The following is a 20,849-nucleotide window of genomic DNA, read 5'->3' as shown; positions in this document are numbered from 1 at the left end:
TCTTAACGACATAAGTTTGGAATGGAATTTATTAACTTTAGAGAAACGTCTGAGACACCTAACTATGAGTACGAGCGAAAGTAAAATGGAAAGGAATTCGGTATCGGATCAGCCATACGAGATTTTACTCGCTAAGTCCCAAACCTGGAGCGGCCGTTTCTATGCCGGTACATGGGATAAGGTGAAACTCGGTTTGACTTCACCATTCGGAACACAGTCGGTTGGCTGAAAGAAACAGGTAATTTGTTACCGGTGTGCTGGGCCAGGGCATAGGTCTGGGTAAAGCCGTTCAAAAAGTGTAAAGCGTTTTGCTAATTAAAAAACGTATTTTCCTTTAATTTTCTACGAGGAAAATATCAGGACTCACTGCGGAAACTTCTCCAGCAATGCATTGATCAGGTTTTGAGATACATCTAATCCGGCAGTAACAAAGTCTTGGGCTTGAATTAACGGGATGATGGGTTGTACAGCACGTATTTTCTTTACTGCTTCCGCATCAATTTCTTTAAGCGATAGATAGCGCATGTAAGCTGTGAAGTACTTTTCGTCCTTGAGCATAGCTTTGTTGCAAAAATCATAATCCTCAGTTTCTCGTTCTGTAACACGTTTGGCAAAATAGGTGGCCATCCCTTCCTCCAGGTAATTTACACGATTGGGATCATCTGGGTCAGTGTCCTGTGGAACAGGTGAAAGCAGGTGCACAACTTCATGGGACAGTTGGAAGATGCCATCTTTTCTATCGTTCAATGCACCGATACCGCACAGTTCGATCTTATAAAACTCTTCTCCTGATAAAATATCTTTATCATGCATAACCATTCTGGGAGGGTGATTATGATAGTCGATGCCGATGAAAGTATAGTCTATCTTAGGGCCAAAAAGTTCTTCTGCCTCTGCAAGAAAGATGGGTTGTAAGTTGACATAGGCCTGCATGTTTTCTTCCTGGGTACTCATGATTGTTTCTTGTTTAGATTTTGCTGGCATGATACTAAGATCATGCTACAAAATTAGCATAATCCAAGAGACTGGCTACTTTAGTTTTTACAATGGGACTATATCCTCACGAATGTAGTTGCGCGTTCTTTTAAATTTCAGATCTCAAAAAACTTCAGCTCTGACGATTCGGGTCATCCGCTAAGTAGCGGATACTAGGATAGACCTTTAATAACAGGTCGAATACTTCCCTGTGCAACACTTTATCGGTTACTTTTCTTTAGAAAAGTAACCGGGCGTTATTTCCTCGGCAGTCTTTAACAGATCAAAGCAAGTTTACTTATTCATTTAACACGTCTTTAGCAGTTCAGTGGCTTTCCCGAATATATAAAATTGAATTATATGCTCGCTAATAGATTTTTGTATGTAGACAAACCTCCTGTAATTAATAATATACCGGACCGTACCCGAACTTGAAACGAACGATTCGAATAATACGCGATAGATGAACAGCCTAAAAACACAAATTACAGGACATTTTATACTTTACGAGGTTTTCAAGGTTACTACCGGGGAGGTTGTCGGAGAACTTGTGATTGCAAGGGACGAGCCGGAACATGAGCAAGCGCTCAAAAGAGAATTGAAAATTCTTGCGAAGCAACTCGGTTTCAAGGTAACTGAGATTCAATCACGTGTCCTGGGTAAGCATTAGTTCAAGAATTCATGTGTACATTTTTAAGTTTTGTTCTGACTCCCCCACAATTAGGTATGTAGAGGAATCGACGCCTTAAATAGTTGGTTCGAATTTTGTACAGTTAGGGATCATTAAAAGTGTTCTAATTCGCCTAAAACGCGTATTTGTTCAATTAAGTGGTTCGAATTCCGCCCAGTCAGGGGATCACAGGTCAGTGCTTACATTTTCGATTCAAGTTAATAGTGCTTCAGAATCTCAGTTAAATGGCATAAAAATCAATCATTTTACTTTAATTGATCGGGCGTTCAATACCATTTCCTGACCCCAAGTTGCCATATGTATCAATAAAGGCCTAACGCTTTTCCCCAACTCAGTTAAGGAGTATTCTACACGGGGCGGTATCTCCTTGAATTCCTGGCGGCTGATCATTCCATCCGCTTCCAGTTCTTTCAGTTGTTCACTCAACACTTTCCGGGATATTAAAGGCATCCGTACAGCTATTTCACCAAAGCGTCTGGTATGGTCCGACAGATTGTAAAGGATGATCGGTTTCCATCTTCCACCGATCATAGTTATCGTCGCCGTAACCGGACAAGGGGTATTTTCCATTTTATTTTCCATTAGTCACTTTTAGGTTACCACTATTTCCCATTGTTACCAAAATGTAACAGTTACTTTTTGAAATCATCATTAGTAACTTTGTGTAACAAAAGTAATTAATAAATATAAATTTTAATAAATTATGATCTTAGTAACAGGTGCAACAGGGCATTTAGGAAATGCAGCAATCCAATCACTTTTAGAAAAAGGTGTTTCGGCCATTGAAATAACCGCTTTGGTAAGAGATGAAAACAAAGCAGTAAATTTGAGTGAAAAAGGTGTTCAGCTAAAAACAGGAAATTACAATGACTACGATTCGCTTGTAGATGCCTTAGAGGGTGTAGACAAGCTCTTCCTGATCTCTTCGAATGATGTGACGGCAGATACGCTTGCGCAACATAAGAACGTAATTAACGCCGCTAAGAAGAATGGTGTACAGCACATCCTTTATATCAGTCAGGAAATTAACGACGATGAAAGAACAGCCATTCCATTCGTGATCAAGGCACACAGGGGTACTGCCGAATATATCAAACGGTCCGGATTTGCCTATACTATCTTTAACGACACGCTTTACGCTGACTCGATCGACAAGTTTGCCGGAGAAGGATTTTTAGAGAAGGGTATCTTCTTTCCCGCCGGTGACGGCAAGGTTCCCTTTGTTCCCAGAACGGATATTGGCGAAGCGGCAGCTGTAGTGCTGACGACTCCCGGACATGAGAACAAAACGTACGCGATCACCGCCAATACCGCTTATTCGTTCGAAGATATCGCAGGCTTCCTGACTGATATTACCGGTAAAAAGGTACCCTATCTGAAGCCTGACCTGGATACTTACAGCAATGCACTTAGCAATGCCGGCGTTCCGAAAGAGGTTGTCGGATTCTTAGGCGCGTTCTCTACTGCGATAAGTAATGGTGAATTCGATACACAGAAAAGTGATCTTGAATATTTACTAGGAAGAAAACCAACGGAATTAAAGAAGTTCCTTAAATATACTTATGGTAAATAAGTAGCGGAAAACGGGATAGACTTATAGAACGGCGGACCATTTAAGTTGGTAGGCCTTTTTTCCATCACTTGCTTAATGGGAGAGGTATCATATGCGCTAATAATCCAAAGCAGTACTTTGTGCTTATTAGATAAAATACATTTGCTTTTTTCAATAGTCAAGCCTATATTTTCCAGATAGAAGGCTTGACTATTTAATGACAAGAGTTCTGTGTCAAATAAAATCGAGTTTGCTTGTCGTTTCAATGTTATTCAATAGCTTCAATTGTTCCACTAATTGGTTCGAACTCTGCCCAGTCTGAGGATCATTCTCTTGCTTAAATTTTTTATTTTTTGATTTTCAGCATCTCATTAATGGAAAAAATCCCTGTTTCCGGGCGAAGCAGGGATTTTAAAGAAATTATACTTTTGTAAAATTATTAATGCCCTATCGGTGAAACCTAAACCTGCGGCTTTTCGGAAGCTCGCGCCATTGCTTGCGTGTCGACATACTCCCTAACGTTAGTCACTTTGCCATTTTGAACAGTAATGGCAATAACAAAATGGTCCTCGAACTTTTTATTCGTAGCTTTAACCCTCCCTGTGCTGAAGCCAATAACCAGAACCCGGTTTCCCTGCCCTACAAATTCTGGGGCCTCCGGGAATGACGTTTCCAGCTTTTCGGTGGACTTCTGAATTAAATCCAATAATCCAGCGTGCCCGCGCCGGTACCAGCCAGCGGCCAGTCCTCTCCCGGAGTTATCCACTCAATATCTTCGGCCGCAAGCGTCAGCAAGCCTTGCTCATCACCCCGGCCAAACGCTGCAAATAAATCCTCCACCATTCGGATATTATCCCGTGTTTCTTTGTCTTTCATTTTCCATTAATGAATTAAAAAATTTATATCCCATCTGAGCAGGAAATTTGCTTGCCTGAGCCTCTGTGCAGTTTTTTAAAGTTTAATAAAATTCTGACTGTTTAGCGGCCATCTAAACTGCTGTAATTTCCCACCGGCTGCAAGCGTGCCGAGGTCGATGGGCACAAAGCCAATTTTACTGACAATTTCACTCACGATAGCTTTCGAATTTTTATCGTCGCCGGAAATAAAAAGAACCCTTTTCCCGTTTCCAACAGCCGGATTTTCGGCAAGTACCTTTGCAAAGAGGGTGTTAAAAGCTTTTACAACTTTTGCGCCAGGTAAATAATTTTGAACAACTTCACTTGATGCCAGTCCGTCGTCTTCAATTCCGTCACCTTGTTCAAAACGATTGGAAGCGTCGATCACGATCTTTCCGTTCCAGTCCGTGAGTTTTGTAAGATCTTTGATATTTGGCCAGGGTACTGCTATCAAAACAATGTCCGCTGCAGCAGCTTCGGCCGCTGTTACAGCTTTTGCTCCGGTTCCAAGTTGTGAGACAACACTGGTAAGTGTTTCAGGTCCCTTGCTATTGCTGATCAAAACCTGATAACCATTTGCCAAAAATTGAGTGGCTGCGGCTTTGCCGATATGCCCGGCGCCAAGGATGCCTATTAATTTCATAGTGTAATTCTTAATATATTTACTATATGGTTTGGTAAACCACCGTTAACCATAGATATGATTAACTGACTTTAATTTTTAGCTTTTCGAATTAAAAACCATACATACCACCCGAAACTGAAATTTGCTCTCCTGTGATCCACGCTGCGTCATCGGAAGCCAGAAATACTGCCGCTTTCGCAATATCTGCGGGTTGTCCCCTGCGTCCAAGGGGTGTTTTTTCAACAAACATCTTTTCGTACTCACTGCCTGCAGTAACGCCCGCGCTGGCTGCACCTTCCGTATCCGTAGCGCCCGGCAAAATAGAATTGATGCGAACGTTTTTTGCACCCAGTTCTTTCGACAAAGCAATGGTGAAAGCATCTAATGCAGCTTTCGTTGATGAGTATAAGGAGGCATTCGGAAGTGGGTATTTACTGGCACCCGAACTGATATTGATGATGTTTCCGCCCCTATTGCCAAAAAGTTTCAAAGCTGCCTGGATAGTCAATACGGGTCCTAATACATTGACATTGAAACTTTGGTGGAAATCTTCTACCGAAATGAGTTCAATCGGTGCATATCCCTGAGATACCGCGTTATTTACTAAAATATCCAGCGTGCCGAAAGCATTCTTTGTTTCTTCAAACAGTCTGGTCACATCGGCTTCTTTAGACACATCGGCCTGCACCGCAATGGCTGTGCCTCCATTGTCGGTTATGGCTTTCACTACTTTATCTGCGCCCTCTTTGCTTGAGGCATAATTTACTACAACCTTTGCGCCTGCTGCAGCAAAGTGTTTGGCGATAGCTGCACCTATACCTTTGGAAGCACCGGTAACTACCGCTACCTTGTTTTCTAATTTACTCATGATTTTTATTATTAATTATATTCAAATCCTCCAGGTTTTTTCCGTTCTGAAGCACATTCAAATATGCTGCATCATAACGAACTGCATGCTGACATGAATCATTAAATACACCCAATAAATGTCACCTCAAAGTGTTGACTTAAATCAAAAAAATATGGTAACTGATTATAAAATAGGTGTTTAAGGCAGTAGTGAAAAAATCAAAGATGTAGATCGTCTGAAAGAACACAACGGCCTATATTCCATGTTGAGCACTGTTTCCTATCCAGGGAAGTATAGTGTTGGTAAATTACGAATTGGCGTTCAAAGTAGAAGTAATTGACAAATTACCCTTGCGAATCCAGACATTGATCAGGCAGATTTTTTTATTATCTTGGGAAGAGAAGATTCCCGGTCGATTCAACTTAACAGGACATTTGTATAATAGCGAAGCCTGAAATTGCTAAACGAACTATTTTAAAGCGTTTTTCTTTATCCTGCTCAAAGTTTCAGATGATAAACCAAGATACGAAGCAATCATATTTTGCGGGAACCGCTGTAGAAAATAAGGATAATCGCTAATAAATTCTTCGTAGCGCTCTTCAGCCGAATAGCTAATATTCTGTATTCTTTTCTGAGATGCAATGGTGTTGTTTTGACTGATCACGTTCGACATCGCTGAAAAGGCAGGGATTTGCTTCAAAAAATCCTCAATTTCCGCATTGGTTGATTGCAGAATATCCAGACCCTCCAGTGCTTCAATATTAAAGCGACTTGGCGTTAACCGGTAAAAACTTTCAAAATCGGCCAGCCACCAATTTTCGACCGCTAATTTCAGAATATGTTCATGTCCTTTTTCATCTACCGTAAAAGTTCTGGCGGAACCTTTCACAATAAACCCAATATATTTGCATACGTCTCCTTCTTGTAAAAAGTATTGCCGCTTTCGGAGTTTTCTGGGTTTGAAATGTGCTGTCAACAAATGCTTATCATCCTCGGAAAGCACTTTGCCTGATATTTTTTGAATGTAATCGAAAAACGCTTCAAAATTGGACATTGTACAAATATATAATTATGCGCAATTTACTCAAGCTGCTGCTAAAAGACTAAAATTTATTTAGTTGCATTGCCTGCATGATACTTAAATACTATGTGTCACATTTTCTTTTTTGGTAATTTGAGTGAAGCAACAAATAATCCCTGCTTCGAGTTTTACTGCTTTACACTATTCTTATACCGAAATTATATTGGAAACTATTCGTGGAGCAGCGTTGGAATTTACGGCATAAAAAAGGCGTAAGCTAAGGTGTAGTTTCAGCTAATATTCTTAAGCTTTCGACAAGCTGGGTCGAATTCTGCCCCGTCAGGGGACGAAATCTAAGTTCCCGAGACTGGGCTCGCAAGTTTATTACCGTTGGTTTTGATGATGCCTTCATCTTCGTTATCTGACAATATAGAATAAGTACTTCCCATAATGATCAACTTTTGACCAGTGTAATTTTCGGGTGGAACGACATTTCCGCCTATCTCTTGGTGAACCGGTACCCATTCGCTGTCGGGCGTGTTTTGTTTGCTTTTCATTATCCTGCAAAGATTAAGTATTAGCAAACTACTCAATAAAACCTAAAAATCATGTGCAACTAACGGGTTAAGACATCAACCATCCTGGCCTCTCCTTCCTCAAATTGGCAAAATACTTTTCAAAGTTTTTTCATGAACTTGATTCCATAAGTGATCACCGATGGCTGCCCATCCGCCTTTACATCCCCGATAAGCCGCTCCGGTTTCAAGGTAATTGAAGAGGTGCCCAGCGAGAAAACCCTTACTTCAGGGGTAATGCTGAATTTGGAGGTTTCAAACCCAAGGGTTCCGATGGAAAGATAGGCTATCGTGATGTTTTCATTCCAGCCTTTGTCGTAATTAAAATCTTTTACCAAAGCCTGCGTCGCTACATCTTTTCCATTATTATGCAGGTACATATATTGCGCGCCAAATGCTGTTGAAAGCACGCTCATCCTGAGTTTTGGATTGAGCAGGATAAGCCATTGCGCCCTGAAATAAACAGAGGCACCGACAGTGATACCCCCGGCAGAAATTTGGTTATTTTCATCGCTTAACCAGTTGGCAGTTGTTTTGGCCGATGGGCTGAACAGTATATCGGCCCCGAAATCAAAATCCACGAAATTAAAAATGGGGTCATAATGCGTATCGATGTAGTTGCCATAATGGTCGTAGTGATTGGAAAATATGCCGTCCCTTAATGCAGGAGTTCCGAACAACGATTTCTTTTCGATACCCAAGCTAAACAATGTGCGGCTCACATCATGATCAAAGCCTTCGGCGGCATTAAAAAAGGGTACACCCGTTTGCGGTGGTGTTTGTTCATATTTCCAATGGGTGGTTTGTATCGCCCCGTAGCCGCCTATCCCAACGTACCAGCCTTTGCGTTCCTTTACATTTTGCAATGCCTGTTCTTTGGTTTGTGCCATGCTTAAAAACGGCAGCGCTGCAAACAGCAGCAAGGAAGTGATTTGTTTCATAATGGAATAATTTTGTTGATGACTACTCAAAATTACCCCATACGGATAGCCATGGAAATAGAACAAAAGTTACATTTAGTACGGTCGTCGGTGAAGATTACCCCTGCTTGCCAAATATTTTGTTAATGGCTTCTGTACGATTCTGCACGTGCAGCTTTTCGTAGATGTGATGAATATGCTGCCGTACCGTCCCGGTGCTGATAAATAACTGGTCCGCGATTTCTTTATACAAAAAGCCTTTGGCCAGCCTGCCAAGAACTTCCATTTCACGTGTGGAAAGTTTATTTTGCTCGTCAGATGCCCTAAAGGAATTCACCACTTTGCGTGCGATAGATGCGCTCATCGGCGATCCGCCATCCTGCAGGTCTCTCAATGCTTCAGCAATCTTACCGGGCGATGCGTTTTTTAACAAATAGCCGCTTGCTCCGGCAGCCAGCGCTTCAAAAACCTGTTCACTATCTTCGTAAATGGTAAATACCATAAATTGCGTGGTACTACCTGCTATTTTCAGTTTCCGGATACAGTCCAGGCCGGTACCGTCGGGTAGTGAAATATCCATAATAGCCAGTTGCGGCGGATTGCTGAGCAGGCCCCGGTAGGCATCCGCGGTATTTTCATAAACGGCCAGGCAAGAAAAGTCGTTAGTTTGATTGATCATGAAACGGAGGCCCTCACGGATCTCGGCGATATCTTCTACAATACTGACCATAATTTTTTCCATACCGTAAAGTTCTTAAGTTTCGTACAATCATTGCGTATAACAAAAGTTATACGGGTAAGGGGACCACAAAGCGCAACCGGGTTCCATCCTTACTTATAACTTCCATGCTGCCGTTCAACTGTTCCATCCGGGATTGCATATTTTTCAGCCCGTTACCCAAACGCCGCTTTCCGTTATTTTCAATTCCCTTACCATTGTCCTGCACCAATATCTCCAGTTGTCCATTATTGGAGATGATAATTTGTACATGGGCAGCAGCTGCATGTTTGATCACATTGTGTACAGCTTCCTTTACCGCCAGGTAAACATTGCGGCGAAATTCCCGGTTCAAGGGCATGGTGCCCATTGGTTCATTTACCTTAAACGTATAGTTTATTCCGGCATTTTCCAACATATCTGCGGTACTTGCCCGGATATAGGCAACCAGGCTGTCCAGTGTATCCTGTTCGTCGCTCATCGTCCAGATCACCTCGTTCATTTTTCCGATGAGTTCTTCAGCGGCTACACCTATTTTTCGGGATGTTTCATTTGGAGTTCCCATGGTACGGCTGAGAAAGAGCATCCTGGTGAGGCCGGCCCCCATGTCATCATGCAATTCCTGGCTGATCCTGCGACGCTCCTGTTGTTCTCCTTCCAAAACAGCTTTTAAACGTTCGCTTTCCTGCTCGGCTTTCAATACCTGTAGCGCTTTGGTATTCAACTGTTGTTTTTGCAAATAGAACCGGTAGATCAGTAAAACCAGTAACGCGAGGAAAACCATACCGGCGCCGGTAACGATAAGCCACTGGCGCTGGCGCTGGGTTTCGCGCTCCTTTTGTTCCAACAGCAGGTTTTTTTGCAGGATCTCCCGCTGTTTTTTTTCAAGGCCGTATTTCGTTTCCAGTTCCTGGATATTTTTCAGCAGGGATGTATTCGTCAACAGGTTACTCACTGAGTCGTACCGGCTCCGGTAGATACGGGAGTTTTCAGCTTTACCCATCGCGATCTGCACATCCGACATCAGCAGCAGCATCTTACTCCATACTTCTTTCTGGTCATGCCGCTGCACAAAAAGCATACTGCTGTTCAGTAATTTTTCCGCGTCAGGATATTTCTTCTGCCAGAATAAGCCAAGGCATATCCCGTTAAGCGCATAAGCTTTACCCGATACGTCTTCAATGGCTTCAGCCAATGGCAGGGCCTGACGAAAATAAACTATGTACCGGTCCGGCTGGTTCAACTGGACATAGGCGTCGGCCAGACCTATCAACGCCGTTTCCTGGGAATTTTCATCGTTGATCTTCTTCCCGATACCATGCGCCCTGGTCATATAGTTGATAGACTCCTTTATTGCGCCAACATCTTTAAGGGCATTGCCAACATTAATACAGGCAGAGGCGGTGGCATAAAGGTCGTGATCGCTTTCAGCATATTTTAGCGAAAGACGGCCGTAAGTCAATGCTTTTTGCGACTGCCTGAGGTTACGGTAGAGGCCGCAAAGGTTACCATAAGCTAATGACAAATTCTGCGTGCTGCCCGCTGCTTCCAACAGGGGAAGCGCCTGCAGGTAATAATGAGCCGCGCGGGTGTAGTCTTCTTTATATTGATAAACCGCGCCCGTATTCATCAGCGATTTAACGAGTTGCTGCTTCAGGCCCGCTTTGCGGGAGATCTCTACCGCCTGAAGGTTTAATTTTAATGATTCATCAAATTTGCCCTGCACATTTAAAACCGCCGTATAGTTAGCAATGTAACGCACTACGCCGGCGGGATAATGGATCTGCTGACTGAGGTCGCGGGACAATTGGTAATAATAAACGGCAGAGTCCGGCCGGTTGCTTTCATACTGCTGGCCAAGGGTGATCAGCATTTGAGCTTTCACGGTGTCATCAGGTCGTTTGCTTAGTATTCGTTTCAGGCTGTCTTTGTTCAGGCCGACCTGCATTTGCGCGGCAGCGGATAGTACAAGAAACAATACCATAAGGCCGGTCAACGGGGCGAACTTCATAGTTTAGCTACATTATGCCTGGACGCTAATTTATTGATTTTATGTAACTTTTGTTCTATTGCCGGCCATTGTCCCTGCGGATAATTTTGTCTTAAAGATCATCACTAAAAATTATCCTTATGAAAAAGTTCAATTTTATCTTAGCAATTGTAATCATTATCGGTTTTGGCGCCTGTAAAAAAGAAGGCACCGGGGGTGCATCCGGTAAGGCAATCACCGATGAAGCCACCGCGAAAGCAGCCTTTTTAAAGATCAATAATTTGTGGACAGCAACACTTGAACCGATGATCGCTAAAACGGAAAAGACCTATAAAGATGAGACGATATCCGGGCCTAACGGTGGGCAGGCGGTGATAAATGGCCGCTACTATAAAACGAGATTTTCGTCCTCATCATCAAGCACCAGCACTACTAATTTTGATATGCTCATTACATTTAAGAACTATGTTACTGATGGGATGACGCTGGATGGCACGGTACGATTTTTCGAGTTCAGTGAGTCGCGCTCCGCTTGTTCATCCTCGGGCTGCGCGTTTACAAACCATTACAGTATCAGTTATGACACCAACGACGGCTCGGACAACAATTTCCCGCCGTTAGGCATTCAGTTCGACAACAATGGCAGCAAGGTAAATGACAAAATCCTTATTGAATCAGGCAAATCGGACAACTTTCGCTGGGGAATCACAGTAACCAACAGTGCGGGACAGGCTTTTACATTTAATTATTGAAATAATATCCCGGAAATGCCAAAAGATCATGGTCAACGCCGGGCAGCATTGCATTTGGGTCGCCGGGCCGGAAGGTTCACATCAAACGAAGGGAGGAGTGGTTCAAAGATCCCGTGCGTATCAATCACTTGTTTTTAAACAAAAGAGCCAAATGTGCCGGCGCATTGGGATATTCCGGCCGAACGTCAGGGTCGCACAGCTCACGCATCCCGCACGGCAAACGCAGGTTCAGCTATCGTTGAAGGTAGGTTGAACTGGACCCTTACAGCCATTCTTTGGGCAATTGATCGGTGCGCTGAACGAATGGGGCTTTCAGTACCGGGAGAAGATCGGGAATGAACGGTCTGCCGCTGTATCAGGCGAATAGCTTTTGGATGGCAAGAGCCGGCACTCATTATTTTACTATTATAAAATTCATTTTTGAAAAACACCTGCGTCTTCATAAAATTGAATACGCAGGTATCGAGCCAATTGCACTTGTTTTGGCTAGGCGTTAAGCTGCCTTGATTCGACAATCACAAAATGCGCGACGCGCTCTTTGATCAGCCATTTCGCCTCCTTCAAAATATACTGGTCGTCATAGCGGACACTGTAATCCGTAAGAACGCTTTTGCCGTCAGATTCCCTGATCATTTTGATCTGGGAGAAAGAAACACCGGTAGCGCTTTGGCCGTTGATAGTCACAGTATGCGGTCCGTTCAGGGTAAAATATGTTTTTACCTGCGAAGCATGCCCGTTAAATTCTTTTGCCAGGGTATCCGTGCCGGTAGTGCTGGCTACCAGATTTCCGCCCATATAAACGGTATAGGTAGCATCCGGCACAAATAAACCCATTACTTCCGAAATTTTCTTTTCATCGCCCAATGCGGCATAAGCATCCACCAGGTTTCTTAGTTCTTCTTTGATTTTGATCGTATCCATTGTCATAATTTGAATTGTTAATGAGCTTTATAAATCAGTTTGTCTGATCGCTAAGACTTGACTTCCTTTTTCATTTATTAGCAGTGTCAGTCAATTATTCAAAACTATGCTATATTTGCTTACATTTTATTAGTTGTTACCTAAAGGTTAGTCACTAACTCCGATAACATTATGAACGAAAAAAATCAAGATGACCTGCAAAACAAGGAGTTTACCGATGAATGCACTGCGATGCTGGCTGCAGTAAGCGATACCTTATATGTCATTGGGGGCAAATGGAAGCTGATGATCATCATAGCCATGGCCAGGGGCAACAACCGCTTTACTGAACTCCAGAAAAAGGTGAAGGGCATATCAGCCAGGGTACTGTCGAGTGAGTTAAAAGAACTGGAACTTAACGGCTTTATCGTGAAAAAGGTAGCCGTAGGGTATCCGGTAACCATTGAATATGAATTATTGCCTTACAGCCATACGCTCGAGGAGTTGGTTGGTGCAATGACAAAATGGGGCATGCAACATAGAGAAAAGATCAAAACAGAACGCTCGACAAGCAAAGCTTCTCAAGTATAATCTAGAAACTGAAGAACCGCTACTTCACTTTTGGCTTGCTCAGGCCATTCAATAAAAACGGGGTGATAGGCAATAAGGCTCAATAGCAGATGCTGGCGCTGGTCAGGCCTGGCATCAGCAGGGCGAGTACAGTGCTTAAAGGTGCGAAAACCAGCCAAGATCGCCCACGAGAAACTCGTTGAAAAGCCAAAGAAAAAAGTATCTGCCACTGATTTGTCTGTGACTGAGATCGCCCGCAGTTTAGGCCCGAGTATTCTCTATAACTCAGCAAATTATCCAAAAAGCAAAACCAACCAATCGCCGTTAGAATTCAGTCTTCATATAATTAAGGTGCTGCGCAAGTTTCTGCAGACCATATCATTTTTTCCATAAGTGCTTTTCAAATAATTTAAACTCTTCAACTACTTGAACTTTTTTCCGGCACAAGCCCACGACCTTTGCTGTATGGAAAACATCAAAAGTATAGAAGAGACCATTCTCACTTATACGAGTGCGTGGAATGAGACTGAAAAAGAGACCATCTTGGAGAAGATCAGCAAATGTTGGGCACCGGCCGGTACTTACACCGACCGATTAACCGACACCATTACAGGGCAGGACGCGATCACGGAGCTGATCATCAGTTCATACGGACAAATGGGGCCACGAACGTTTCAGGTACTGGCAGAACCGCAGGTACATCATCAAAGCGGACGTTTCCGCTGGTTGGCTACCCGCCCGGAAGGATACCCGGTTGAGGGTATGGATTATTTTGAGTTTGACAACGAGAACCGCATCACCCGCATTGTAGGCTTTTTTTAAACAGGAAATCATGAAAATAACATTACCGAATATTGAACCGGGCCAAGGGCCTGTGTTGATGCTGAACATGATCAAGTTCAGGGACAAAAAGATCTACTTTGAACAGTACATACCTGCGTTTAATCGTGTAGTGCAGCAATTGGGCATTGAAGGTATCAGCGTAAAACTGGTGAGCGAGGTCGTAGCTAATATAATTGCCGGCGAAGACGAGCAATGGGACGAGATCGTAGTGGTAGAATATCCGAGTGCTGAAGCGTTCTTAACCATTGCGCAGAGCGAAATCTATCACGAGATAGCTAACCCGCTTCGTGAGGCCGGGACAGCGGAACTGAAATTGTTCATGACGCGCAAAATTGACTTTTAAAAGTTATAATTGCGAAATGTCAGAACTCATCCTGTCCAATTTTGCCTTGCACATAGCACTTGCTCCTGACGAACAGGAGCAAGTGCTTGCCTTGTTGCAACGTAAGACAGTTATCAAACGCAGTATACTGCTACGCCCCGGCGAAATCGAACGACATATTTATTTTGTTAACAAAGGTTGCCTGCGCATGTACCATACTGATAAGGACGGGCAGGAACATAACCTCTGCTTTTATCCCGGGAACTGGTGGGCCTGCGACATTGTAAGTTTTTTTAAAGCGAAACCGGCTACCAACTCCATCCAGGCATTGGAAGATACGGAGGTGTGTTACTTTTCCTTACCTGCGCTTGAACGGTTATTTGTCGAGGTGCCCAGGTTCGAGCGCTTTTTCCGCATCCTCACACAAAACGGCTTTGATATGTTTCAGCGGCGGGTAACGTCTAACCTGTCCAAAACCGCCGAGCAGCGTTACCGCGAATTCCGCAGGCATTACCCGGGACTCGAACAGCGTATCTCTCAAAAGCATATTGCTAGTTATTTAGGCATAACCGCTGCTTTTCTCAGCATGATGCGCAAAGAAAGGGGCCTGTGATATCTACACCTCGTTACCTGGCAAAAACCCGCTGTCAATTTAGTTTAGCTGATCCCGCCGGAACTGCACGGGCGAAACACTGGTGCGCTGTTTGAATAGTTTATTGAATGACTGTAGATGCTCACAACTAGTGCACGTATCCAAAACAAAGCATTTTGTATCCAAATTGCGTATTTCACTGAGATAGGTTTGGAGTTTCTGATGAACCCCTTGGTGGAGATTCTGATCAAAGCGCCTCCTCGTTCCGTTTCAAGCCCTCAGTCCTTTTTGATAAAATCAAAGTCTATACTTTTCGCACCGCCGGAAATGGTTGCTTTAATGGCGTTGCCGGACAGATAATAGGTGATTTTCTTTGGGAAATCATGAGCGGTATTTTCACAAACAAATCCATTGGCTGTAATGGCTGTCAGTTTGAAAAAGGTCGGTTCTTTATTTTCAGCAATATCGGCCACATAATACACAGTATCGCTTTTAACCACCAATTCCAGTTTTTCCGAAAACACCGTGTCGGCTCCTTTCATGCTGATCCCGAACCCGGTAAATTTTTCGGAAGAAATCCTTCTCCAGGTTTCCAGCGACGTTTGACCCGGTTTGGTGTTGGTTCGTTGCCAGGTACCGATCAACCAGTTTAATTTATTAAGATTTGGTTCTGTTTTCGTCTGGCTATAGGAGCGCGCAGGACAGTAAAGTAACAGTAACGGTAAAATGATTTGGTAAATTTTCATGGTCTTTTTGACAAACATACCGTTCATATCGCTACCTGTATTGTACAAATCCGACAATTCAGGTCATTTCTTCAGAAAAAAATTGGCCAGATCTTCTTTCTCGAAATAATAAGCGGACGGGTCTTCGCCGGTAAAGGCTTTGAAGTCACGAATAAAATGCGACTGGTCGTAATACCCCGCTCTATAAACGATTTCGTTCCACGGGACCTCCCCAAGCCTGACAAGCTGGAAAATGTAATTAAAGCGGATTATCCGCCCATAATACTTGGGGCTTAGGCCAACTTGTTTTTTAAACAAACGTTCCAGCCTGCGTTCGTTGATGCCAGCGATCCGGGCCAGATCTGATACAGCGATGCGGCCATTGCTCGTGAATATTAAATCCATTGCAATTTCCACGGGATTAACGGGAAACTGCTGATAGTCCAGGAAAAACCGGTCAAATTTTGCTTTGAGTTCCGCTTCGCCTGTAAATGGTAAGGCAACGTTTTTTAGCCTTGCTAATGCCGGGAAATTCAATGATTCCAGGTCAACGATCTTTCCGGTCAGGCGAGACATATCCAGCCCAAATAACTGCGCCAGCGCCAGCGGCTTAAATTTTACGGCAACCATACCGGAGATACCGGTGTTCTCGAGGTGGAAATAACGCTTTAGCTGCCCGGCTAATAAGGATTGGGATTGGGTGCACCAAGTGCCGCTGATATCCGTACGGTAAGGATCCTCGAAATGGAAAATAATTTCTGTAAAGCCATCCGGAATAATCTTTTGAGCGTTAACAATTCTTGAAGAATCTGTCACGACCCAATAGCACTCGATTAGCCTTTTTAGCTGCGGATGTGGCTCAATTCTGAAAAACACCATGAACGTTACTGACGTTTAGCACAAGATGAATTATCATAACCTAAATTTACTGCTTTTATCTTTATAATGTTAAACATTAAATATTATCTAAATAAATTAAACTTCACACCAAATTTATTCAAATATGCGATTACCTTTATTTGTCGCCATCGTTAGCATTGAATACCAGGAGGTCAGGCCCATAGCGAATATAGCACTATCAATTCCAGGAAGCGATTAACATCCGGCAATTGATACTACTCATGTCCGCTCTATTCACTTCACCGCACTTTCCTATCAAAAAGTATGTAAAACTGAAATCAACACAAAAGGAAGTTGAGTCATCGTGAAAGCACTTTATTTCCAACAAAATAACCTTTAGCGGGAATCATGAATTTGAGAAAAACTTTAATTTTGTTATTTATTTAAGTGATATGGTGACTATTATCAGCGTTTCGGATACCAATATTTATTGTCTGACTGGCCTGGCTGGTAAAGCTTGTTCCGAGGGCTACCTGTTCGTTCAGCGTACAATACATGAATGGGATTCCGGAAAACAAAGGTTTTCCAGCCATGGAGAAGGGCTTTGGCAAATCTTACTTGACGGCGAACTTATCGGAATTGGCGGCCTTAGCCGTGATCCCTACCTAAACGATGGTTTCACAGGCCGTGTCAGGCACCTGTATATTTTGGCGGAGTTCAGGAATAAAGGATACGGCAAACAGTTGCTCAGGCATATCCTCGCCGCCGCCAGCGGTCATTTTAATACTTTAACACTTTATACTGACAACCCGGTAGCCGCTTTACTCTATGAACATTTATTCTTCTATCCATTTACAGGATATAAGGTTACCCATCGTTTGGATCTGACGCAGGCATAGTGCTTTTTGCGTTGGCGTTTTTTCAAATACCAGCATCTGATCGGTTTATTTGTATATCATTCTTCACCCTGCAAGACAAGCCAGCCAGATTGTAGCAGGTGGTATCGCAAATAGCAGTCAGTAAAACAAGTTGATTTTTTTCAGCGTTTTGAACAGATGCTCAAAAGAACATACATGGACAAATCATCATCGCTGCCTACCAGATGCAGGTATTCTTGAAATACAAACAGACCTGTTAAAGCTATCAAAAAATAACAGGCTTGTTACGGCTGAAAATAGCGGACATATTGTACAGGTAAACGATGGCAATCTTATTGTTGAAGAGATCAGAAGGATTGCCCAAATCCCTTTCGACTCCCTTCAGGAAGGTTATTAGCTTAGTTCTTAAAGCCCGCAATTGCGCCTTTATATTTACTGGGAGTGATCCCCGTGTGTTTTTTGAAAAATTTACTAAAGAAAAACTGATCGCTAAACTGCAGTTGTTGGGCAACGGTTGCAACCGACAGACCGAGATCATCCAGCATTATTTTTGCCTCTATRATCACAATTTCATCAATCATTTCACCACAGGTCTTGTTGGTTAATTCTTTCACCATTTTAGTGAGGTGTTTAGGCGTTAAATATAGCGCATCCGCATAGAATTGCACCCCGCGTTCTTCCTTGAAATGCTGAAAAAGCAATTTTACAAACGATGATAATATCTCTTCTTTCCTGGTTAATTGTACTTGTTCATTTGGTCGGTATTTTTTAAATAAAGCGGCTACTTCAAACATGAAAATATTAAAGCCATGATGAATTATCTCCGTCTTAAACGGATGCTCATATTCCGGATCATCCGTTTTACGCAACATTTTCATAACTTCATGTAGTGCATCTGCATCTTCCTCCTGCAGCATCAGATAAGGATTGTTTTGCGTGGAGAAAAAATCAAAGGATGGTATATGTTTTTCGCTAAACCGGGCTTGTGCTAAAAAATCATGTGAAAAACTGACCACTATTACTATGAATTCATCGTTAGTTTTTTGAAACTGGTGAATTACATTGAAGGGAATAATCAGGAGGTTGTTCTTTTTTATGTGATAGTTAACCAGGTTAACTTGAAAATGCCCTTCTCCTGCAAGTACGAGGCCGATTGAAAAATGACCGGAACGTAAAGGCCTCCCCAATTTTTCCTCACTGGGTCTCAATTCATCATTCCTGAAAGTAAGAAAATCTTTAGCAAGATCCTTTCGGCCTGCATCAATACTAACGTCACTAATGGTATAAGTATGAATTGAAGGGGTGTCTGTTTTCATAAACCTAACTGGCGATTAACCCAAATAAAAACCCCAAATTAATTAAATTAATTCAGGGTTTTCTCCATCCTTATTGATAGCATTTTGATAGATACCAAAGTATTTTAATAAGCTAATCACAAATAAGGCGAAAACGACAAGTTAAGTTTTTGAAGATGGCCTGATGATCATACGCAGCACCTGGTCCTTTGTAATATAGGCCAGCATCCAGTTAAACAAGGTTTTAATACGGTTACGATGATTTACTAAATAAGTTAAATGGATAAACAGCCACATTGCCCAGGCAAAAAATCCCTTAAAATGCATTTTTAGCTTTGGCATATCTGCAACCGCTTTGTTACTGCCAATAATAGCCATCGATCCTTTATCAAAATAAGTAAATGGTTTAAGGGGATTGTTATTGGAAATAGCCATAAAATTATGGGCGAGGTTTTTACCTTGCTGCATAGCTACCTGAGCTACCTGGGGGTGGCCATTGGGATAGCTTAGATCGCTGGTTTGCAAAGCAATATCACCGATAGCAAAAATGTTGAAAAAACCATTTACAACATTATGCGCATTAACACTTAAACGGTTCCCGTTTCCATAGGAGCTTTGCGGAATACCCGGAAATACCTCGCCGGTAACACCTGCTGCCCATATTAAATTTTCAGTGGATATAACTTCACCAGTAGACAGCATTAACGTATCATTTACATAATCTGTTACCCGTGTGCCAAGCCTGATATTTACACCCATATCCTGTAATTTACGATAAGTATAGGTTTGTGAAGGTTCACTCATGGCAGATAGTAAAGTATGATGACTATCTACTAAATAAATACCGCCGGCATGATCAATAAGTTCCGGATAATCTTTGGGAAAAATACTTTTTGTCATTTCAGCAAACATACCTGCTATTTCTACCCCGGTTGGCCCTCCACCAACAATAACAATAGTAGTTAACTTTCTCTTTTCTGCAATATCCGTTACCCTGGTAGCCTTTTCGATTTGCAGAAGCAAATAATTACGCATATTGATCGCATCATCTAATGTCTTCATGGGTAATGCATTTGCTTCGATGTTTTTTTGGTTAAAATAATTGCTTTTAGTACCCGTAGCTAAAACCAGGTAATCAAAATCCATCTCACCTACATCAAGTAATACTTTATTCTCCGCCGGCAAAATTTCAACCAGCTGGCCCAAACAGAAGTTAACGTTCTTTTTACCCTGGAGTAATTTCCGGTAAGGATAGCTTATATTGGAAACCTCTAAAAAGCCTGTCGCCACCTGGTATAACAGCGGCGGAAAAAAATTATAATTATTTCTGTCAATCAGTGTAATATGATAACCCTGGCTTTTTAATAAATTTTTAGCCAGGTTTAATCCCGCAAAACCACCGCCTATTATCACTACCTTCTTTTGTTGCTGCTCCATAATTTATTGATTAATTAATGTGTTTATTACGCATCCATTGAAATAGCATGTGGTTGCCTTTTGTATTGCCGTCATACAGATCCAGTATCAATGCTCCCAGTTCATCCGGGTGGATATATTTATTTTGTGCCTTGCTTTTTTTCTTATCAGGGTCCACATACAAATGATAGTATTTCATATTGGTACTCTTAATTTCTTCATAAAACATTTTGGCCATTTCTTTTTGCATGCATAGCGATAAGCGGGCAAGTTTAGCCCCTGTACTCTTTATAGTATGGCTGGTGAAATCGATACTGATAAACATGCCATGCCGGGATTTTTTCATACCGCTAAAGGATAGCCTGGCAGCAACAAAAAAAGCAGTTATATTTTGTTCCATACTGTGCTCCCAATCTGTAATTTCTACCTGACTAAGTGGCTGAGTGAGGGTAGAACCTTCAAAACAGGCGATACTCAGATCTATTTTGCCAAAACGTTCGATGATGTCATCGGTAATTTCTTTCGCCCTGTAGAAATCGGGATAATTGGCCAGAAGGGTAATGATAGAGCCGTTGCCGGTAACTGCCTCGATTTGTTTGATCCATAACAGATCCTTAGCGCTTTGTGCCGGTACGATAACAATTGCATTTTCTTCCAGCAGCATTCGTGCAATGCTTATAGCTATCGCGCCCGTACTTCCCAATAAAACCGCGACTTTATTTTTTAATGACATTTTATAAAGATTAACTGCTTGTAAAACCAATGCAAATATTGGGATTAAGAGGGCGTGTATCCATGTCTGTATGTGGTAACAATATGTCTAAATGGCTCATTAATATACAAGCAAGTAGTTGATTGACAGGAAAATGTAAAAAACTTATCTATTGGCCATATTTACTGTTA

The 20,849-nt window shown here is 42.4% G+C and carries 25 protein-coding genes; 9 read left to right on the top strand and 16 right to left on the bottom strand.

The genetic code is table 11. The features are described 5' to 3' along the window. The first annotated feature begins 64 nt into the window (after positions 1-64). On the top strand, positions 65-229 hold the full coding sequence (locus tag AC1DRQ_RS00620; RefSeq protein ID WP_477421632.1) for a hypothetical protein: 165 nt from the start codon (positions 65-67) through the stop codon (positions 227-229). Between the two features lie 134 nt (positions 230-363). Here AC1DRQ_RS00620 and AC1DRQ_RS00615 read toward each other — a convergent pair whose 3' ends face one another. Together AC1DRQ_RS00615 and AC1DRQ_RS00610 are read right to left on the bottom strand one after the other, a co-directional pair. Further along, a complete protein-coding gene (locus tag AC1DRQ_RS00615) occupies positions 364-984 on the bottom strand; it encodes a hypothetical protein (protein WP_477421630.1) in 621 nt (206 codons plus the stop codon). A 922-nt stretch (positions 985-1,906) separates the two neighbouring features. Continuing rightward, positions 1,907-2,236 carry a winged helix-turn-helix transcriptional regulator gene (locus tag AC1DRQ_RS00610; protein ID WP_429401549.1) on the bottom strand — a complete coding sequence of 110 codons (330 nt, stop codon included), beginning with the start codon at positions 2,234-2,236 and terminating at the stop codon, positions 1,907-1,909. Between the two features lie 133 nt (positions 2,237-2,369). On the opposite strand from AC1DRQ_RS00610, the gene AC1DRQ_RS00605 reads away from it, so the two are divergent. Then, positions 2,370-3,239 carry an SDR family oxidoreductase gene (locus tag AC1DRQ_RS00605; RefSeq protein ID WP_429401551.1) on the top strand — a complete coding sequence of 290 codons (870 nt, stop codon included), beginning with the start codon at positions 2,370-2,372 and terminating at the stop codon, positions 3,237-3,239. A gap of 675 nt (positions 3,240-3,914) precedes the next feature. Here the strand turns inward: AC1DRQ_RS00605 and AC1DRQ_RS00600 are convergent. The 8 genes from AC1DRQ_RS00600 to AC1DRQ_RS00565 all read right to left on the bottom strand — a co-directional run bounded on the left by AC1DRQ_RS00600 (position 3,915) and on the right by AC1DRQ_RS00565 (position 10,834). Then, entirely contained in the window at positions 3,915-4,061 is a 147-nt protein-coding gene (locus AC1DRQ_RS00600) for a hypothetical protein (RefSeq protein ID WP_477421629.1), read from the bottom strand. 108 nt (positions 4,062-4,169) lie between these two features. Beyond that, positions 4,170-4,757 (bottom strand): NADPH-dependent F420 reductase, encoded by a 588-nt coding sequence (locus AC1DRQ_RS00595; protein WP_477421628.1) that lies wholly within the window; start codon positions 4,755-4,757, stop codon positions 4,170-4,172. Positions 4,758-4,848: 91 nt separating this feature from the next. Continuing rightward, on the bottom strand, positions 4,849-5,607 hold the full coding sequence (locus AC1DRQ_RS00590; RefSeq protein WP_477421626.1) for an SDR family NAD(P)-dependent oxidoreductase: 759 nt from the start codon (positions 5,605-5,607) through the stop codon (positions 4,849-4,851). Between the two features lie 451 nt (positions 5,608-6,058). Beyond that, positions 6,059-6,643, bottom strand: a complete 585-nt coding sequence (locus AC1DRQ_RS00585; RefSeq protein ID WP_477421625.1) for a Crp/Fnr family transcriptional regulator — start codon at positions 6,641-6,643, stop codon at positions 6,059-6,061. Between the two features lie 320 nt (positions 6,644-6,963). Then, positions 6,964-7,167 (bottom strand): hypothetical protein, encoded by a 204-nt coding sequence (locus AC1DRQ_RS00580; protein WP_429401557.1) that lies wholly within the window; start codon positions 7,165-7,167, stop codon positions 6,964-6,966. Between the two features lie 119 nt (positions 7,168-7,286). After that, positions 7,287-8,126, bottom strand: a complete 840-nt coding sequence (locus AC1DRQ_RS00575; protein WP_477421624.1) for a hypothetical protein — start codon at positions 8,124-8,126, stop codon at positions 7,287-7,289. A gap of 97 nt (positions 8,127-8,223) precedes the next feature. Continuing rightward, positions 8,224-8,847 carry a response regulator gene (locus tag AC1DRQ_RS00570; protein ID WP_477421622.1) on the bottom strand — a complete coding sequence of 208 codons (624 nt, stop codon included), beginning with the start codon at positions 8,845-8,847 and terminating at the stop codon, positions 8,224-8,226. A 46-nt stretch (positions 8,848-8,893) separates the two neighbouring features. Continuing rightward, entirely contained in the window at positions 8,894-10,834 is a 1,941-nt protein-coding gene (locus AC1DRQ_RS00565; RefSeq protein ID WP_477421620.1) for a tetratricopeptide repeat-containing sensor histidine kinase, read from the bottom strand. 119 nt (positions 10,835-10,953) lie between these two features. On the opposite strand from AC1DRQ_RS00565, the gene AC1DRQ_RS00560 reads away from it, so the two are divergent. Beyond that, positions 10,954-11,565 (top strand): hypothetical protein, encoded by a 612-nt coding sequence (locus tag AC1DRQ_RS00560; RefSeq protein WP_477421618.1) that lies wholly within the window; start codon positions 10,954-10,956, stop codon positions 11,563-11,565. 486 nt (positions 11,566-12,051) lie between these two features. On the opposite strand, the gene AC1DRQ_RS00555 is transcribed toward AC1DRQ_RS00560, so the two are convergent. After that, positions 12,052-12,486: a nuclear transport factor 2 family protein gene (locus AC1DRQ_RS00555; protein ID WP_477421616.1), complete on the bottom strand. Its 435-nt coding sequence runs from the start codon at positions 12,484-12,486 to the stop codon at positions 12,052-12,054. Positions 12,487-12,657: 171 nt separating this feature from the next. Here AC1DRQ_RS00555 and AC1DRQ_RS00550 point away from each other — a divergent pair, with 171 nt between their 5' ends. The 4 genes from AC1DRQ_RS00550 to AC1DRQ_RS00535 all read left to right on the top strand — a co-directional run bounded on the left by AC1DRQ_RS00550 (position 12,658) and on the right by AC1DRQ_RS00535 (position 14,813). After that, positions 12,658-13,056 carry a winged helix-turn-helix transcriptional regulator gene (locus tag AC1DRQ_RS00550; protein ID WP_477421614.1) on the top strand — a complete coding sequence of 133 codons (399 nt, stop codon included), beginning with the start codon at positions 12,658-12,660 and terminating at the stop codon, positions 13,054-13,056. Between the two features lie 444 nt (positions 13,057-13,500). Continuing rightward, positions 13,501-13,857 (top strand): nuclear transport factor 2 family protein, encoded by a 357-nt coding sequence (locus AC1DRQ_RS00545; protein ID WP_477421612.1) that lies wholly within the window; start codon positions 13,501-13,503, stop codon positions 13,855-13,857. A gap of 10 nt (positions 13,858-13,867) precedes the next feature. Beyond that, positions 13,868-14,221, top strand: coding sequence for a DUF1330 domain-containing protein (locus AC1DRQ_RS00540; protein ID WP_477421610.1), 354 nt, complete (start codon positions 13,868-13,870; stop codon positions 14,219-14,221). Positions 14,222-14,237: 16 nt separating this feature from the next. Further along, positions 14,238-14,813, top strand: a complete 576-nt coding sequence (locus AC1DRQ_RS00535) for a Crp/Fnr family transcriptional regulator (RefSeq protein ID WP_477421608.1) — start codon at positions 14,238-14,240, stop codon at positions 14,811-14,813. Positions 14,814-15,070: 257 nt separating this feature from the next. Here the strand turns inward: AC1DRQ_RS00535 and AC1DRQ_RS00530 are convergent, their stop codons facing one another. Both AC1DRQ_RS00530 and AC1DRQ_RS00525 read right to left on the bottom strand, forming a co-directional pair. After that, entirely contained in the window at positions 15,071-15,538 is a 468-nt protein-coding gene (locus AC1DRQ_RS00530; RefSeq protein ID WP_477421607.1) for a DUF6265 family protein, read from the bottom strand. A 63-nt stretch (positions 15,539-15,601) separates the two neighbouring features. Continuing rightward, on the bottom strand, positions 15,602-16,396 hold the full coding sequence (locus AC1DRQ_RS00525) for a DUF6597 domain-containing transcriptional factor (protein ID WP_477421606.1): 795 nt from the start codon (positions 16,394-16,396) through the stop codon (positions 15,602-15,604). Between the two features lie 413 nt (positions 16,397-16,809). Here AC1DRQ_RS00525 and AC1DRQ_RS00520 point away from each other — a divergent pair, with 413 nt between their 5' ends. Then, entirely contained in the window at positions 16,810-17,256 is a 447-nt protein-coding gene (locus tag AC1DRQ_RS00520; RefSeq protein ID WP_477421604.1) for a GNAT family N-acetyltransferase, read from the top strand. Between the two features lie 148 nt (positions 17,257-17,404). Next, the gene (locus tag AC1DRQ_RS00515) at positions 17,405-17,632 is read left to right on the top strand and encodes a hypothetical protein (RefSeq protein WP_477421602.1); all 228 of its coding nucleotides are present in this window, start codon (positions 17,405-17,407) and stop codon (positions 17,630-17,632) included. Position 17,633: 1 nt separating this feature from the next. Here the strand turns inward: AC1DRQ_RS00515 and AC1DRQ_RS00510 are convergent, their stop codons facing one another. The 3 genes from AC1DRQ_RS00510 to AC1DRQ_RS00500 all read right to left on the bottom strand — a co-directional run bounded on the left by AC1DRQ_RS00510 (position 17,634) and on the right by AC1DRQ_RS00500 (position 20,679). Further along, the gene (locus AC1DRQ_RS00510) at positions 17,634-18,551 is read right to left on the bottom strand and encodes a helix-turn-helix domain-containing protein (protein ID WP_477421600.1); all 918 of its coding nucleotides are present in this window, start codon (positions 18,549-18,551) and stop codon (positions 17,634-17,636) included. Positions 18,552-18,692: 141 nt separating this feature from the next. Beyond that, positions 18,693-19,967, bottom strand: coding sequence for an NAD(P)/FAD-dependent oxidoreductase (locus AC1DRQ_RS00505; RefSeq protein WP_477421599.1), 1,275 nt, complete (start codon positions 19,965-19,967; stop codon positions 18,693-18,695). A gap of 10 nt (positions 19,968-19,977) precedes the next feature. Continuing rightward, positions 19,978-20,679: an SDR family NAD(P)-dependent oxidoreductase gene (locus AC1DRQ_RS00500; protein WP_477421597.1), complete on the bottom strand. Its 702-nt coding sequence runs from the start codon at positions 20,677-20,679 to the stop codon at positions 19,978-19,980. Between the last annotated feature and the right edge of the window lie 170 nt (positions 20,680-20,849).

The sequence above is a fragment of the Mucilaginibacter sp. P4_E8 genome (genome assembly GCF_056401495.1).
The sequence above is the reverse complement of the archived record's forward strand: the minus strand, read 5'-3'. Positions and strand labels throughout refer to the sequence as shown.

Excerpts from the sequence above, each read along its gene's own strand:
- AC1DRQ_RS00620 (WP_477421632.1), top strand. The coding sequence starts at position 65 with ATGAGTACGAGCGAAAGTAAAATGGAAAGGAATTCGGTATCGGATCAG.
- AC1DRQ_RS00615 (WP_477421630.1), bottom strand. The coding sequence starts at position 984 with ATGCCAGCAAAATCTAAACAAGAAACAATCATGAGTACCCAGGAAGAA.
- AC1DRQ_RS00610 (WP_429401549.1), bottom strand. The coding sequence starts at position 2,236 with ATGGAAAATACCCCTTGTCCGGTTACGGCGACGATAACTATGATCGGT.
- AC1DRQ_RS00605 (WP_429401551.1), top strand. The coding sequence starts at position 2,370 with ATGATCTTAGTAACAGGTGCAACAGGGCATTTAGGAAATGCAGCAATC.
- AC1DRQ_RS00600 (WP_477421629.1), bottom strand. The coding sequence starts at position 4,061 with ATGGTGGAGGATTTATTTGCAGCGTTTGGCCGGGGTGATGAGCAAGGC.
- AC1DRQ_RS00595 (WP_477421628.1), bottom strand. The coding sequence starts at position 4,757 with ATGAAATTAATAGGCATCCTTGGCGCCGGGCATATCGGCAAAGCCGCA.
- AC1DRQ_RS00590 (WP_477421626.1), bottom strand. The coding sequence starts at position 5,607 with ATGAGTAAATTAGAAAACAAGGTAGCGGTAGTTACCGGTGCTTCCAAA.
- AC1DRQ_RS00585 (WP_477421625.1), bottom strand. The coding sequence starts at position 6,643 with ATGTCCAATTTTGAAGCGTTTTTCGATTACATTCAAAAAATATCAGGC.
- AC1DRQ_RS00580 (WP_429401557.1), bottom strand. The coding sequence starts at position 7,167 with ATGAAAAGCAAACAAAACACGCCCGACAGCGAATGGGTACCGGTTCAC.
- AC1DRQ_RS00575 (WP_477421624.1), bottom strand. The coding sequence starts at position 8,126 with ATGAAACAAATCACTTCCTTGCTGCTGTTTGCAGCGCTGCCGTTTTTA.
- AC1DRQ_RS00570 (WP_477421622.1), bottom strand. The coding sequence starts at position 8,847 with ATGGAAAAAATTATGGTCAGTATTGTAGAAGATATCGCCGAGATCCGT.
- AC1DRQ_RS00565 (WP_477421620.1), bottom strand. The coding sequence starts at position 10,834 with ATGAAGTTCGCCCCGTTGACCGGCCTTATGGTATTGTTTCTTGTACTA.
- AC1DRQ_RS00560 (WP_477421618.1), top strand. The coding sequence starts at position 10,954 with ATGAAAAAGTTCAATTTTATCTTAGCAATTGTAATCATTATCGGTTTT.
- AC1DRQ_RS00555 (WP_477421616.1), bottom strand. The coding sequence starts at position 12,486 with ATGGATACGATCAAAATCAAAGAAGAACTAAGAAACCTGGTGGATGCT.
- AC1DRQ_RS00550 (WP_477421614.1), top strand. The coding sequence starts at position 12,658 with ATGAACGAAAAAAATCAAGATGACCTGCAAAACAAGGAGTTTACCGAT.
- AC1DRQ_RS00545 (WP_477421612.1), top strand. The coding sequence starts at position 13,501 with ATGGAAAACATCAAAAGTATAGAAGAGACCATTCTCACTTATACGAGT.
- AC1DRQ_RS00540 (WP_477421610.1), top strand. The coding sequence starts at position 13,868 with ATGAAAATAACATTACCGAATATTGAACCGGGCCAAGGGCCTGTGTTG.
- AC1DRQ_RS00535 (WP_477421608.1), top strand. The coding sequence starts at position 14,238 with ATGTCAGAACTCATCCTGTCCAATTTTGCCTTGCACATAGCACTTGCT.
- AC1DRQ_RS00530 (WP_477421607.1), bottom strand. The coding sequence starts at position 15,538 with ATGAAAATTTACCAAATCATTTTACCGTTACTGTTACTTTACTGTCCT.
- AC1DRQ_RS00525 (WP_477421606.1), bottom strand. The coding sequence starts at position 16,396 with ATGGTGTTTTTCAGAATTGAGCCACATCCGCAGCTAAAAAGGCTAATC.
- AC1DRQ_RS00520 (WP_477421604.1), top strand. The coding sequence starts at position 16,810 with ATGGTGACTATTATCAGCGTTTCGGATACCAATATTTATTGTCTGACT.
- AC1DRQ_RS00505 (WP_477421599.1), bottom strand. The coding sequence starts at position 19,967 with ATGGAGCAGCAACAAAAGAAGGTAGTGATAATAGGCGGTGGTTTTGCG.
- AC1DRQ_RS00500 (WP_477421597.1), bottom strand. The coding sequence starts at position 20,679 with ATGTCATTAAAAAATAAAGTCGCGGTTTTATTGGGAAGTACGGGCGCG.